A 14,162-nucleotide genomic window follows, 5' to 3' on the forward strand; every position below is an offset into this window, starting at 1 on the left:
AGAAGAGACATGGGGAGTGGCACATTTGTCTCGTACTCGACGCTATTGCCTGACAGGCGTCTAGGGCAACATTGTCGGGCGCGTGTCTTACACGAATGTCATTTTCTCGTCACAGCCTCCACGGAACGTGGGAACGACGCGCGCGTATTTGGGTGTACGCGCATCTTTTAGCGAATCGTCGGAGCTTCCGGCGAAGAGACGTCAATCACCGCGCCAGGCTGGCTGAGAAGCGCCTCGAGCACTTTCGCTTTGAGCTCGGAATCCTCGGGGCCTCCCCACACGACCGTGCGAGGGCCCGCTTTCGTGGAAACTTCGAGTGTCACGTTAGACGGCGCGCTCGCCGTGGCCTTCGTGAGGGCGGCACGCAAATTCGGCGGGAGTACCCGCACGATCTCGAGGAGGGCAGCTTCCGTCGCCTTCGTATTCGCCGATGCCGGATCGACAACAAGGTGCGGCAGATCCGCCGGGTTCGCCGCGCTCGAGGGAAGCGCGGTGCCCGAGCCGTCTACGAGCACGCTGTGGCCGCCCGAATCGAGGTTGGCGATCGCGGTCCGTTCCGTGACGACGACGCGGATCGTGCTCGGCCAGTGACGCGATGCCTTCGCCTCCTTGACCCCTGGAACAGCCGCGAGGTCCTTTTCAAGAGAGTCAAGGTCGGCAAAGGCGAGAGCCTGCCCCTCACGGGCGCTCCCAATCTGTTCCAGGGCGCTCGCATCGACGTACGTTGCGCCAGCCACGCGCACCTCGGACACCTTGAGCTGCGGGAGAAAGGCCAGGGCGAGCAACGCGAGGACGACAAGCGCCGCAATCGTGCCGACGGTGAGAGTAAGCCAGTGCCGGCCCTGCTGCCACGGCTTCCTCCGCACGCGACTCGTGAACCTCTCCCTCGCATCAACGATCGGCCCTTCCGAGGGTCTCGTTCGGGAAGGCGCGTGGGCACCAACGGGAGTCTTTTTTTTCTTCCGACGGTTGCCGAGCGCACGCCAGGGCTTTGGGATTTGGCTGGTCTTTGCCTTCTTATCCCCCACGCGTTCGGGATTCACGGGCGGACGAGGGTGTGCACCCGAGCGAGGCTTTGCCACGACTCGAGATTGGGCGGATTCGCGGGCAGCTTCGGCGCTCGCGTTCGGCGCGGCCTTCGCGCCTTGACGGGCTGAGTGTTCCGTCGTGCGCGTGGGGCGCACGGGGCGTGGCGGGCGTTTTGCTGGGCTCATGCGCCCCTCGCCTTGAGCGCCTCGAGCACGCGCGGGCTCACATCCACGATGTCTCCGGCCCCCATCATGAGGACCACGCGCGCGTCATGCGCGTGCTCAGCGAGGTAGTTGGGCACATCGCCCGCCTCCAAAACGCGGGCACCGCCGTCCACGAGAGCGGCGATGTCCTCGCTTCGAATACTCGGGTCGAAATCCTCGCGTGCCGGGTAGATCGGCAGGAGAACGGCCTCATCCGCGAGGCTCAGCGCCTCGGCAAACTCGCGCGTAAACGCTTTCGTGCGCGAGAACAGATGCGGCTGAAAGACGGCAACGAGCCGCCCGCCCTCTGCACGCTCGCGGCCCGCCGCAAGCGCAGCCGCGACCTCGCGCGGGTGGTGCGCATAATCATCGATCACGGCGACATCATTCACTTGGCCCGCAACCTGGAAGCGTCGATCCGCCCCCTCGAATTCGGCGAGTCCGCCAAGGGCGCTCTCGCGCTCAATGCCCAGGACGTCGAGAGCGGCGAGCACGCCGAGGGCGTTGAGGACGTTATGTCGGCCTGGAACGCGCAAGGCGAGGTCGACGTTCTGCCCATTCGGTGCGACGACCTGGACGTGAGCGCCGGAAGCATTCGAGTGATCGGCGACAATCCGCCACGTCGCTTCGGGGTGTTCGCCATACAGCACGACGCGAAGGCCTGCGTCGCGCGCGTCCAGGGCAAAGGCGTGCGCGCCGGGGTCGTCCGCGCACGCAACGAGCGTGCCGTTCGTCTCTGAGAGCCTCGCGGCGAATGCCGAGAGCACCGCGCGGAGGTTCTGTTCGGTGCCGTGGAAGTCGAGATGGTCGGCCTCGAAGTTCGTGAGCACGAGAACCGAGGGAGCGAAGGCGACAAAGGAGCCGTCGGACTCATCCGCCTCCACGACCGCATATTCACCCGCGCCCTGGCTCGCGTTCGCACCAAGCTGCGCGACCGCCGCACCAACCGCCCAGGCGGGCTCGGCACCCGCCGCGCGCAGGGCCAGTGTCGCCATCGCACTCGTCGTAGTCTTGCCGTGAGTGCCCGCGACAGCGATGATCGCATGCGTGCCGAGGAGACCCGCGAGCCCTGCCGCCCTGTGAATCACGGGGATAGACAGCTCGTGCGCGCGGCGCACTTCGGGGTTATCGGCACGTACGGCAGTCGACACGATCACGAGATCGGTGTCCTCTTCTACGGAGTCAGCGTCGAAACCGACGGTGATACGTGCACCGAGTTCGCGCAGGGGCGGCAGGAACCGACCCTCTTGGGATTCGGAGCCCGTGACTTCGAGGCCCGCTTCGAGCGCGAGGCGTGCGACGGCGCTCATACCCGCCCCGCCGATGCGGATCACGTGGATCTTCCTGACGTTCTCTTCGGGCCACGCGGCAGCAGTCACGACTGCGCCGGGCCTCAGCATAGTGCGCACCTCCCCCGGGGAGAACGGGCGAAGGTGAGAGAGAAAATCGCTCGACGTGGTCATCGGGCACCTCCTTTGGGGCGCTGAGTCGCGAGCGCCGGAATCGTCGCAGCGATGCGGTCGGCGACTTTTTCAGCAGCGTCCCGCTTGCCGAGGGAGAGAGCTGCTTTCTCCATCCGCCCGCGCACTTCGGTATCGAGCAGGCATTCACCGACGGTCTCGACGAGAAGCTCGGGCGTGAGGAGCGCATCCTTGATCATGCGCGCGCCGCCGGCCGCGACCATGTCGGCCCCGTTGAGGGCCTGTTCGCCATTGCCGATGGGGAGCGGCACGAACAGCGCAGGTAGCCCCACGGCGGCGAGTTCACACACGGTTCCTGCTCCTGAGCGTGTGAGCGCGAAATCGGCGGCTGCGTAGGCGCCTTCCATGCCGTCCACGTACTCGACCTGCACGTAGTGTTTTCCCCGAGCCGGGATCCGCTTGCCCTTGCCGGTGACGTGGAGAATCTGCACGCCGAGGCCCTCGAGCGGGCCCATAGCCGCGATCAAGGTTTCGTTGAGGCGCTGCGCGCCGAGCGAGCCGCCCGTCACGAGAAGGGTCGGCTTGTCGGGGTCAAGGCCGAACGACTCACGCGCCTCGGCCCGCTTTGCCTCGCGATCGAGATGCGCAATCTCCGGTCGCATGGGCATTCCTACCCACTCTGCCTGTGAGAACGGCCCCGACGACCCGCTCATATCGAAAGCGGTCATGGCGCGCGCCCCGAGTCGTACCCCAAGCCTGTTGGCCATTCCGGGCCGCTTATTGGCTTCATGGACCACTAGCGGAAGCTTGGCGTGCCTTCCCGCAAGGTAGGCGGGCGGGCACACGTAGCCACCAAACCCCGCGATCGCATCAACGTGCTCGGTGCGAATGAACCGCCGAACATCGCCCAGTCCGCGACCGAACTCGCGCGGAAATCGCAAGGCTGCGGCGTTTGGACGGCGAGGGAATGGCACCTTCTCAATCGTGAGAAGCTCGAAGCCCGCCGCCGGAACGAGATCTGCTTCGAGGCCGACCTTCGTGCCGAGGGCGACCACTCGCACTCCCTCATAGCGCTCCGTGAGCGCTCTAGCAACCGCGAGCATGGGCGAGACGTGTCCCGCGCTTCCGGCGCCCGCGACGAGAACGGTTGCCTCGGCATCTGCCTGGGTGCTGGGTTGAGGTGTCATGAGCGCGATCCCTTCGTGGCACGTGTTTCCGACGCCGGCTTCGCGACCACCGTCGCCGATTTCTTCGAGTAGTTCGCGTGCGCCCGAAGTGCCTCGGCCGCACCGGGTTCCGATTTCGCAAAGGCGAGTAGCACGCCGAGCGCGAGCATCGAGGCAATGAGCGCCGATCCGCCAGCCGACACAAAAGGTAGCGGCACGCCAAGAACCGGCAGTAGGCCCGTCACAACGGCCATGTTCACGAACGCCTGCGCGAGAATCCACGACGTGATGCCCGCGATCGTGATCTGTACGAAGGGATCGCGCAGGCGGACCATCATGTGGTACAGCACGAGAGCGAGCAGCGTAAAGAGCACCACGATCAAGAGCGTGCCGAAGAGCCCGAGCTCCTCGCCGATGATCGAAAAAATGAAGTCATTGTCGGCCTCGGGCACACGCCCCCATTTTTGGCGGGACTGCCCGATACCGACGCCCCACCAACCGCCTGTCGCGAGCGCCATGAGGCCGTTGTCGGCCTGGTAGCACGAATCGCCAGCGCACTCTCCGTGCAACCAGTTGAGAGCGCGCGCCATGCGGTTAGGGCTCGCGAGGACGAGTCCTATGACGAGCGCGGCGGCGCCGCCACCAGCGATGAGAAACCAGCGTTTTGGCACACCGGCAACCCAGAAGGCTCCCGCGGCGAGAATGCCCACCATCATCATCGTGCCGAGGTCTCGGCCGAGAATAATGAGCCCGAGCGCCGCGCTCGTTCCCGCGATTGCCGTTGCGAGCACGGGAAGTTCGCGCAGCCGGTCGCGGTTCTTCGACAAGAACGCTCCGAGCCACACCGCGAGTGCAAGCTTGAGAAATTCCGAGGGCTGGCCACGGATCGGGCCGATGTGGATCCAGTTCCTATTGCCGCCCTTGCCGAGCCCGAGAGGCGTGAACACGAGCGCCTGGAGGAACAGGCCGAGAGCGAGCAGCAGCGTCGCAACGCCGATGTTCTTGTACCACCTCACCGGTGTGAGCGTCGCGGCAATCAGTAATACGAGGCCGATGACAGCAAAGGCTCCCTGGGTCATGAACGACGCGTACGGGGAGTGTCCTTTCGCGATGTTGGTCACCGAAGAACTGGAAAGCACCATCACGAGACCAACCGTGATGAGAATGCCACCGATCACGGCGATCGCGTAGAAGTCAAGCGCGGGCGACTGGAGCCAGCGGCCGAGCGTTGATTTCACTTCGCCGCCAACGTCACCGAGCGGGTTTTGCTCGCTCGGGCGTTGCGGCGTGCGTGCGCCCCGCTGCCGTGCGCGCTCGCTCACGGCGTGCCCCCGAGCCCCCGAGCAGCTTCCGCGAACAGGTTCCCCCGCTCGGCGTAATTCGTGAACTGATCGATACTCGCAGCAGCCGGCGCCAAAAGCACAACGTCACCGTCGCTCGCGTGCGACGCTGCTTCGGTCACGGCCGCCTGCATAAGCGCACGCGTGTCCCCGTACTTTTCGGGGTCGATCCAGACGCGAGGGACATCCGGGGCGTTGTCATCAAGCGCCGCGGTGAAGGGCGCCGGATCGCGGCCAATGAGCACAACCGACTTGAGCCGTTCGGCCTGCGCAGCGACGAGGCTGTGGAGGTCCGCCCCCTTGGCATCGCCGCCGGCGATCCACACCACTGACTGCGCGGCGCTGAGCGCCGCCGCTGCAGAATCGGGGTTCGTCGCCTTCGAATCGTCGATGAAGGCGACGCCGCCCTCAACGTGGACGATTTCGCTTCGATGTTCCCCGGCGCGATACGCCGCGAGACCTTCGCGCACGTGGATCGGTTCGACGCCGAACGAGCGCGCGAGGCCGGCGGCAAAAAGGGCGTTGAGTGCAACGTGCGGCGGGGCGCCGTGGGGACCGAGGTGCGCAACGGTATCGAGGTTCGCGATCTCCGCTGCCTGAGAGTGCCGGTTCTCGCAAAAAGCGCGATCCACGAGGAGATCCTCAACAAGGCCAAGTTCGCTCGGCCCCGGCGAGGAAAGCCCAACGCCAATCGCGCGGCAGCCTTCGACCACATCGGCATCCTCGAGTGCACGGAGCGTGCGTTCGTCGGCTTTGTTGTACAGGCACGCGTGCTGCGTCCCGGCATAAACCTTCGCTTTTGCCTGCGCGTAGGCGTCCATCCCTCCGTGCCAATCAAGATGATCGGCACCGATGTTCAGGATTGCGCTCGAATGAGCGCCGAGGTTGTCCGTCCAGTGAAGCTGGAAACTCGACAGCTCCAACGCAATCGCCTCGAAACCCACGGGATCGAGGGCCGCTTCGATCAGCGGGAGCCCAACATTGCCCGCTGCGACCGCCCGAACACCGGCATGCTGCAGAATCGACTCAAGCATCGTGACGACCGTGGTTTTCCCGTTCGTCCCCGTGACCGCGAGCCACGCCGGGCCATCGGCCTTTTGCATGCGGCGCGCGAGCTCAATCTCCGACCAGATTTCGATGCCTTCGTTCTGCGCGGCAACGAGAAGCGGGTGATCGGGCCGCCACCCGGGAGACGTGACAACGACGTCGAAGGGGGAACCGTCGGCGTTCGTGGGAAGCGCGCGAGTGTGCTCCTCGCCGAGCAAGATCCGGGCTCCGAGGGTCTCGAGCACCTTGGCACGCTCGAGGTTCGATTCTGATCGCGACGCGTCCACGGCAGTGACGTGCGCTCCTCGCTGAAGGGTCTGGTCCACGATCGCGTAGCCCGAGACTCCAAAACCCGTCACAAGAATGCGGGCGCCCGACACGTCGAGACCCGGGAAGGGGCGCTCGGGAAGTCGCTTAGATGTTTCAGATGCAGTCACGCGATGCCACCTGGCAATTGGTCGAGAACGGACGGGGGTTAGATAAAGCGCAAAGCGTCAAGGTAGAAAAGGCCGAGGCCGAACGCCGCGAACACCCCCGCGATGATCCAGAAGCGCACGACGATCGTCACCTCATTCCAGCCTTTGAGCTCGAAGTGGTGCTGGAGAGGCGCCATTCGGAAAACGCGCTTGCGCGTCAGCTTGAAGCTCGTGACCTGAATGATCACGGACAGCGAGATGATGACGAAGAGGCCGCCGATGATTCCACCGACGAGCTGCGTGCGCGACAGGATTGTGAGGGCCGCAAGCACGCCGCCGAGCGCCAACGAACCCGTGTCGCCCATAAAAATGCGTGCGGGCGAGGTGTTCCACCACAGGAAGCCTACGCACGCCCCGAGCACCGCGGCAGCGACAATCGCAAGGTCGAGCGGATCCCTCGCGGCATAGCACGAGCGAACTTCTTCGATGCCGCACTGCTGGCGCCACTGCCAAAATGAAATAAGCACGTAGGCACCCGCAAAGATAATCGTGGCCCCAGAGGCTAGACCGTCGAGGCCATCCGTGAGGTTGACCCCGTTCGACCACGCGGCAACAAGGAAGTTGGACCAGATCGCGAACAGGACGATGCCGACGGCTGTGCCGGCAAAGGCGAGATTCAGCCACGGGATGTCGCGCACGAATGAGATGTGCGTCGAGGCGGGCGTGTACCCCCAACGATCGGGGAACTGGAGAGCAAGAACGGCGAAGGCAGTACCGATCAGTCCCTGTCCCACAAGTTTTGCGCGTGGGGAAAGACCGAGCGACTGCTTCTTGGCGATCTTGGCGTAATCATCCATGAAGCCGAGCACGCCTAGCCCGACCATGAGCAAGAGTGCAAGCAGGCCCGACACTGACGGCACGCGGAGAATGCTCAGGTGCCCCATCCCGTAGCCGATGAGGGTCGCGAGGATGATCATGACGCCGCCCATCGTGGGCGTTCCACGCTTGGTCGCGTGGGTCGTGGGGCCGTCATCGCGCACAAACTGCCCGTATTGCTTCTTCACGAGGAAGCGAATATAAAGCGGGGTCAGGGAGAACGACAGGACCGCGGCTACGGCCCCCGCGATCAAGATTCCGATCATGCCTTTTCTCCTGCGTCTTCCGCTTTCGTGGGCTCAGCTGCCCACGTGCGCACGAGGGACTCACCAAGTTTCGCGAGACCCGCACCATTCGATGATTTGAGCAAGAGGGTACTTCCGGGCCTCTTCACCGTTTCTAGCACAGCGGGCGCATCCTCGAGGCGTTCGACATACACCGCGCGCTCGTTCTCACCACTGGTTTCGGTCACACCTTCGTGGATCGCATGCGCCCCGCATCCAATCGTGACAATGACGTCGATCCCCTGCTCTACTGCGAAAACACCCATATCCCGGTGTGCCTTCTCGCTCTCGGGACCGAGTTCGAGCATTTCGCCAAGGACCGCAACGGTGTGGCGTTCACGACCAAGAACCGCAAGAGCGCTCAGGCCAGCGCGCATCGAATCGGGGTTCGCGTTGTAGGCGTCATTGATGAGTGTCACGTCGCCCGGCAACTCGCTCACCTGCATGCGCCCCGGGGAGCGCTGCTCGGCGGAGCGAAGCCCTGCAACGATGTCCTCAAAGCTCACTCCAGCGGCCGCGGCTGCGGCCGCGGCCGCAAGCGCATTTTTCACGTGATGCTCGCCCGTGAGCGTGAGAGAGACGGGCGCCTCCTTACTGCCCATATGGAGTATGAAGCTCGCCCTAGCGGCGCCATCAAGGCCAACCTCGCTCGCGTAGGCCTCCGCGGAGTCGTCAGTAAGGGAAAAGTGCACGACCCTAGCGCGCGTGCGCGACTGCATTGCCTTTACTCGCGCATCATCGGCATTGAGCACGGCGGTTCCGGTTTCCTCGAGAACCTCGACCAGCTCCCCCTTCGCGAGGGCGATGTTATCGAGGCCTCCGAACTCGCCCACGTGGGCCGAACCGACGTTGAGGACAAGGGAAATATCGGGGCGCGCGATGCGCGTGAGATGGGCGATGTGGCCGATGCCGCGCGCCCCCATCTCGAGCACGAGGAAGCGCGACGTTTCGCTGAGCTCGAGGACGGTGAGAGGAAGGCCAAGCTCGTTATTGCGGCTTCCAATGGGTGCGATTGTGTCCCCTATTGGCGCGAGGATTGCGTGAAGCAGATCTTTCGTACTCGTTTTACCGTTCGAGCCTGTCAGCGCGATCACGATCGGCGGCCTCGCACTCGCACGTGCTTCGGCCAATTCGTGTCGTGCGAGGGTTTCGAGCGCCTCGAGAGGATCCGCGACCTGAATAGCGGGAAGTTCGAGACCGGGGACAGGCTTCGTCACGAGAGCCGCAGCAGCACCGGCCCTCGCGGCCGCGCCCACATAGTCGTGACCATCGACGTGCTCACCCTCGAAGGCGACAAACAGGTCTCCTTCACCGATGGCACGCGAGTCAACGCTCGCCTTTCCGTGGACGCATTCGCTGCCGTGAGCGCCACCAACGAGTCGGCCGCCCACGAGGCGCGCGATTGCGCCAACCGTCGTCTTACGCATCGCGCACCTCCGTCGTCAGGTCCGTCTTATGTGCACGCTGCCACGCCGCAAGCGCCGTGCGTGCGTGGATCCGGTCGTCAAACTCAATCGTGCGATCGGCGAGTACCTGTCCGCTTTCCGCGCCTTTGCCCGCGATAAGCACGACGTCACGCGCGTCCGCTTCGCCGATCGCTCGCGCGATCGCTTCGGCACGATCTCCCACGTTCTCGACTTCGGCACGGCACGTCGACGGAATGCCCGCGAGCACATCGCGCCTAATCGACGCCGGATCCTCATCGCGCGGATTGTCGTCCGTAACGAACACGCGATCAGAAAGTCGCGCAGCGATCTCTCCCATGATCGGCCGTTTGAGTGAATCCCTGTGCCCGCCCGCACCGAAAACCGTCACGATTTTTCCGACGCCCTCGAGGGTATGGAGCGTCTCGAGAGCCTGCTCAAGCGCGTCCGGAGTGTGCGAATAGTCCACGACGACGCGCGGACAAGCGTCGGACTCGGCGACCCTCTCCATGCGCCCCGGGACCGTGCCCGCCACCGCAAGCGCCCGGCGCACCGCCTCCCCCTCGAAGCCGAGCGCCCGAAGAACGAGCGCGACCGCGAGGGTATTGGCCACGTAGTGGGTGCCCGGAAGCGCGCTTTCGAGCGTAAAAGGTTCGCCTTCCGACGGCTGCACGGTGAACACCGTTCCGTACTCTCCGCGGCGGATCTCCCCCACCGTGAAGTCGGCTTCGTGCCCTTTCGCGGAGTACGTCGTCACCGGAACGCTCGCATGGGCCGCGAGACGACGGCCCCACTCGTCGTCGACACACACGATCCCCCGCTTCGCATGCGCGGGCGTAAACAGTGACGCCTTCGCCTCGAAGTACTCCTCCATGTCCTTGTGAAAGTCGAGGTGGTCCTGACTGAGGTTCGTAAACACCGCAACCTCGAACAGGACGGCGGCGACCCTGTGGAGCACCATCGCGTGGCTCGATACTTCGAGCGCGGCACACGTCATACCCTCATCGACCATGTGGCGCATAAGCGCGTGGACGTCAGTCGCCTCGGGGGTCGTGCGCTCCGTCGGAATTTGCTCCTCGCGCCCGCCTGCCCACGCGAGAAACGTCCCGTTCGTGCCGACGATTCCGGCACTTTCACCAAGCTCTTGGAGCGTGCGCGCACACATCGTCGTGACCGAAGTCTTGCCGTTCGTTCCGGTCACACCGATCAAGGGGATGGCATGCGAGGGCTCGCCATACACGAGATTTGCGGCGAAGCCCGCGAGCGCGCGGGGATCCTCGCACACGAGCACCGAGTAGTCGCCCCCCGGATGCGCGTCGTTCACGATCGCAGCGCCCGCGTCGTCCGTAAGAATTGCGGCGCAGCCCTGGCCGAGCGCCGCCTCGGCGTAGCTCGCTCCGTGCGCGTTTTCACCCTGAACGGCGACGAAGAGAGCGCCGGTTCCCGCCTTGCGGGAATCGATCGTCACGGATGAGATCGGCACACTCCTACCGCGCAGCTCGAGTACGCCCGCTCCAGGCGCCCCTTCGAGCTGCCGGGCGAGATCTCCCAGCATGAGATCGGTGCGATCACTCACGAGTTTCACTTCCATTCGTTCTGAAGTTGAGTTCCAGGCTCGCCGGAGGGGGCGATGCCGCGGCGTTGAAGAGCGTAGCCAAGGAGTTCGGAAACCGCTGGGCCCGCCACGACCGAGCCCGACTTGAACCCCTTAATCCCGTAGACGAACACGCCAACGACGAGTTGCGGGTCGTCCATCGGGGCCATTGAGATAAACGACGAGGTGTACGTTCCCCCGGGCACTTGCGCCGTTCCGGATTTTCCACCGACCGCGTAGCCCGCGACGCTACCGGCAGCCTTGCCATCGTCATCGACATCGTTATCCATAAGAGCCCTCATGGTCGCAGCGGTCTCACTCGAGACCACGCGAGTGTGCTGTCCCTCGGGTTCCGGGGTGAAGGATCCGTCTTTGGCGACGCGTCCCTTGACGATGCGCGGCTGAATGTGCACACCGTCGTTCCCAAACGTCCCCACCGCCGAGGTGATCTGGAGCGCGGTGACGGCGTATCCCTGGCCAAAGGCCGTCGCGTACTGCGTACGCCCGCGCCAGTCCTTCGCCGCGTGGAGGATGCCTGCGGATTCACCGGGGAGGTTCACTGCGGTTTTCGCGCCGAACCCAAACCCCCGCAAGTACTCTTCCCGCTTTTCATTCGGGACCCGCTCAGCGATTTCGACCGTGCCGACGTTGGAGCTGTGCTTCAGGACTCCGGCGAGCGTGTAGTGCGCTACGGGGTGCTCATGCGAGTCCTTGATGCTCTCTCCGCCAAATTCTTTGCGGTACGGGATCGTGAAGTGGTCGTCGACCTTTGCCTTGCCCTCGTTTATCACCGTAGCCACGGTGAAAAGTTTGCCTGTGGAGCCGGGCTCGAAGACGTTGGAAACGGACTGGTTTCCGCGGTACTTTGCGTCGGACGCGCCCGGGTTGTTCGGATCGTACGTGGGGTAGTCCGCGAGCGCGAGAATGTGGCCGGTCTTAGGATCGATGACCACGGCCGAACCGCCGCTGCCCCCAAAATCCTTGACACGCTGCGCAAGGATTTCCTGGGCGCGGTACTGAAGGTCTCGATCGATCGTGAGCTCGATGCTTTCACCGTCGATCGCTTCTTTTTCATGGACCTTAGCCGAGGGAATGAGTTGGCCGCCCGCACCACGCTCGTACTGGCGTTCACCGTCGGTCCCTCGCAGAATCTTGTCGAATGACAGCTCAGCGCCCGCAAGGGCCGTGCCGTCGGAGCCCGTGAAGCCCACGATATTACCGGCGACCTGGCCTGCCGGGTACAGGCGCTCGGCGACTCGTTCCGAGGTGACACCACCGATCTTGAGTTGCTTGACGGCAGCCTCAACCTCAGGGCTCACGTCTTTCGCAAGGACGGTGTAGCCCGATTTACCCGTGAGCTTCTCTTCGAGCTCCTCCACGCTCATCTGCAAAAGAGGTGAAAGCTCCATCGCGACGGCCTTGACGCCCTTGACCGTCGCCGTCTGCGACTTTGCTCGGTACTCGGGCATCTGACGCTGGTCCACAATGATCGTGTAGCGCTCGGTGCTCGTCGCGAGCACCTGCCCGTTCGCGTCGAGAATATCGCCGCGTAGAGCCGGAACTGGCTCGGTGTGCAAGCGCTTCGCCCGGGCCTCAGCCGCGAGCTCCGCCGAGTTGATGCCCTGAATCCACACCAGGCGCACGCTGATCGCGAGGGCCGCAATCAACATGAGCGCCACGATCACGCGGTGGCGGCGATACGGCTCATACCCGTTGCGGGCACGCGCGGCGCCGGCCGATTGACGGGAAGCGTGAGAACGCCCGTCACGCACGGTGCGCGGCGGGCGGCTGCGAGAATCTCGCGGCGGACGGGAATTCGGCACGTCTAGCGCGCCCTCTCGTTACCCATGCCGTAATCGTAAAGATTCTTCGGCGCTTTTGCGACGTGCGGAACGAGCGCGGCCGCTCCCTGCGTCGCGGCCGCAGGCTCACCGATAATGCTGCCGTTCGCGAGATCGATGTAGGCGACCTTCCCTGCAGGCACCATCCCGAGCTCACGTGCCTGGCGCTCAAGCTCCTGTGGTGTTCCGAGAAGATCCGACTTCTCCTCGAGCATCTGCGTCTGCTCGCTCAGTTCACGCGATTCGCGCTGGAGCTTCGCGACCTCGTAGCTCATGTTCGTCATCGAAATGTTGAGCAATAGGGTCGCGACCACGGCGCCGAGCAGCACGAGCGTGCACAGCACCGTGAACGGAATGGAGCTGCGTTGGATGTGCGGGCGCGAGACAAGCGCGAGGTTCGCCTTGCGCGCATGAGCAGGGACGAAGCCAGCACGCCTGCGTGAGGCGGGGGATGCAGCGAGCTGTGCCATAGCTATGAAATCTCCGGTGGTGTTATGCGTTCAATCGCGCGCAAACGCACGCTTGCAGAACGGGGGTTGGTTTCTTGCTCGCTCGCTGGCGCCTTCATGGCGCCACGCTTCACGAGCGAAAAATCGGGGGCAAACTGAGCGAGGTCGACGGGCAAGCCTTCGGGGGCCTTCGACGAACTCGCCGCGGTGAAGGCTTCCTTGACCATTCGATCCTCGAGAGAGTGGTACGACTCGATCACGAGCCTCCCTCCCGGCGCTAGGGCCGCGAGAGCGTTGTCGAGCGCGTCGTGCAGGATGTCGAGTTCCTCATTCACGGCGATACGCAACGCCTGGAAGGTGCGCTTGGCCGGGTGGCCGCCTGAGTGGCGGGACTTCGCGGGAATGGACTTTTCGATCGCACTGACGAGCTGAGGGGAGCGCTCGAAGGGGTCCGACGCCCGCTCCTTCACGATCGTGCGCGCGATTCGCCTGGAGAACTTTTCTTCGCCGTAGCGATACAGGACGTTCGCAATGTCCTGCTCCGACCACGTGTTGAGGATGTCCGCCGCGGTGAGCGCATCTCCATCGGGGTTCATACGCATATCCAGCGGGGCATCTGCGCTGTACGCAAACCCGCGTTCGCGCGTATCAATCTGAAAACTCGAGAGCCCGAGGTCCATGAGGATGCCGTCGGCCCTATCGCGCCCCGCGTGTGCGAGCGCGTCGGCAACGCGATCGTAGGTGGTGTGCACGAGAGTGAAACGCCCCTCGAAGCCTTCGCTCGTGAGCCGCTCACGCGCGAGACCAAGCGCGGCGCGGTCACGGTCGATACCGACGAGATGCGCATGCGGGAAAGCGTCGAGCACCGCACAGGCGTGGCCAGCCATTCCAAGTGTGCAATCCACGTAAGTGGATTCTTCCCGCTCAAGCGCCGGTCGAAGGAGTTCGAGGCACTCCTCGCGCATGACGGGTGCGTGAAGCTGGGATGCGTCCATGCCGTGCCTCCCTTCGCGCTTCGCTTACTTTCGCCGTTGCGGCGCCGATGTCGTGGTCGTTTCGCGGGTGACGTCAT

11 protein-coding genes are annotated in these 14,162 nt (G+C 64.3%); all 11 read right to left on the bottom strand.

Annotated elements, in window-relative coordinates:
- Positions 1-167: 167 nt before the first annotated feature.
- The 11 genes from DEHOM01_RS07725 to rsmH are packed head-to-tail and all read right to left on the bottom strand — an operon-like array spanning position 168 to position 14,085.
- Positions 168-1,214 (bottom strand): cell division protein FtsQ/DivIB, encoded by a 1,047-nt coding sequence (locus tag DEHOM01_RS07725; RefSeq protein WP_061212237.1) that lies wholly within the window; start codon positions 1,212-1,214, stop codon positions 168-170.
- On the bottom strand, positions 1,211-2,695 hold the full coding sequence (murC, locus tag DEHOM01_RS07730; protein ID WP_061212238.1) for a UDP-N-acetylmuramate--L-alanine ligase: 1,485 nt from the start codon (positions 2,693-2,695) through the stop codon (positions 1,211-1,213). Before murC ends, DEHOM01_RS07725 begins: the two co-directional genes overlap by 4 nt.
- Positions 2,692-3,840 (bottom strand): UDP-N-acetylglucosamine--N-acetylmuramyl-(pentapeptide) pyrophosphoryl-undecaprenol N-acetylglucosamine transferase, encoded by a 1,149-nt coding sequence (locus DEHOM01_RS07735; protein ID WP_061212239.1) that lies wholly within the window; start codon positions 3,838-3,840, stop codon positions 2,692-2,694. Before DEHOM01_RS07735 ends, murC begins: the two co-directional genes overlap by 4 nt.
- Positions 3,837-5,141 (bottom strand): FtsW/RodA/SpoVE family cell cycle protein, encoded by a 1,305-nt coding sequence (locus DEHOM01_RS07740; protein WP_061212240.1) that lies wholly within the window; start codon positions 5,139-5,141, stop codon positions 3,837-3,839. Before DEHOM01_RS07740 ends, DEHOM01_RS07735 begins: the two co-directional genes overlap by 4 nt.
- Entirely contained in the window at positions 5,138-6,643 is a 1,506-nt protein-coding gene (gene murD, locus DEHOM01_RS07745) for a UDP-N-acetylmuramoyl-L-alanine--D-glutamate ligase (protein ID WP_061212241.1), read from the bottom strand. The genes DEHOM01_RS07740 and murD overlap by 4 nt, the downstream gene beginning before the upstream one ends.
- A 38-nt stretch (positions 6,644-6,681) precedes the next feature.
- Positions 6,682-7,764: a phospho-N-acetylmuramoyl-pentapeptide-transferase gene (gene mraY / locus DEHOM01_RS07750; protein ID WP_061212242.1), complete on the bottom strand. Its 1,083-nt coding sequence runs from the start codon at positions 7,762-7,764 to the stop codon at positions 6,682-6,684.
- A complete protein-coding gene (locus tag DEHOM01_RS07755; protein WP_061212243.1) occupies positions 7,761-9,209 on the bottom strand; it encodes a UDP-N-acetylmuramoyl-tripeptide--D-alanyl-D-alanine ligase in 1,449 nt (482 codons plus the stop codon). Before DEHOM01_RS07755 ends, mraY begins: the two co-directional genes overlap by 4 nt.
- The gene (locus tag DEHOM01_RS07760; protein ID WP_167346664.1) at positions 9,202-10,782 is read right to left on the bottom strand and encodes a UDP-N-acetylmuramoyl-L-alanyl-D-glutamate--2,6-diaminopimelate ligase; all 1,581 of its coding nucleotides are present in this window, start codon (positions 10,780-10,782) and stop codon (positions 9,202-9,204) included. The genes DEHOM01_RS07755 and DEHOM01_RS07760 overlap by 8 nt, the downstream gene beginning before the upstream one ends.
- 5 nt (positions 10,783-10,787) lie before the next feature.
- Positions 10,788-12,623 (bottom strand): peptidoglycan D,D-transpeptidase FtsI family protein, encoded by a 1,836-nt coding sequence (locus DEHOM01_RS07765; RefSeq protein ID WP_245630688.1) that lies wholly within the window; start codon positions 12,621-12,623, stop codon positions 10,788-10,790.
- A gap of 2 nt (positions 12,624-12,625) precedes the next feature.
- Entirely contained in the window at positions 12,626-13,111 is a 486-nt protein-coding gene (gene ftsL / locus DEHOM01_RS07770) for a cell division protein FtsL (protein ID WP_061212245.1), read from the bottom strand.
- A 2-nt stretch (positions 13,112-13,113) separates the two neighbouring features.
- Complete coding sequence (rsmH, locus tag DEHOM01_RS07775) at positions 13,114-14,085, bottom strand: 16S rRNA (cytosine(1402)-N(4))-methyltransferase RsmH (RefSeq protein WP_061212246.1); 972 nt, start codon at positions 14,083-14,085, stop codon at positions 13,114-13,116.
- Positions 14,086-14,162: the final 77 nt, after the last annotated feature.

It is taken from the genome of Dermabacter hominis NBRC 106157, assembly GCF_001570785.1.
In the GTDB taxonomy this organism is placed as follows: domain Bacteria; phylum Actinomycetota; class Actinomycetes; order Actinomycetales; family Dermabacteraceae; genus Dermabacter; species Dermabacter hominis.

Bases quoted from the DNA above. Each gene is read 5' to 3' on its own strand.
- DEHOM01_RS07725 (WP_061212237.1), bottom strand. From the start codon at position 1,214: ATGAGCCCAGCAAAACGCCCGCCACGCCCCGTGCGCCCCACGCGCACG.
- murC (WP_061212238.1), bottom strand. From the start codon at position 2,695: ATGACCACGTCGAGCGATTTTCTCTCTCACCTTCGCCCGTTCTCCCCG.
- DEHOM01_RS07735 (WP_061212239.1), bottom strand. From the start codon at position 3,840: ATGACACCTCAACCCAGCACCCAGGCAGATGCCGAGGCAACCGTTCTC.
- mraY (WP_061212242.1), bottom strand. From the start codon at position 7,764: ATGATCGGAATCTTGATCGCGGGGGCCGTAGCCGCGGTCCTGTCGTTC.
- DEHOM01_RS07755 (WP_061212243.1), bottom strand. From the start codon at position 9,209: ATGCGTAAGACGACGGTTGGCGCAATCGCGCGCCTCGTGGGCGGCCGA.
- ftsL (WP_061212245.1), bottom strand. From the start codon at position 13,111: ATGGCACAGCTCGCTGCATCCCCCGCCTCACGCAGGCGTGCTGGCTTC.
- rsmH (WP_061212246.1), bottom strand. From the start codon at position 14,085: ATGGACGCATCCCAGCTTCACGCACCCGTCATGCGCGAGGAGTGCCTC.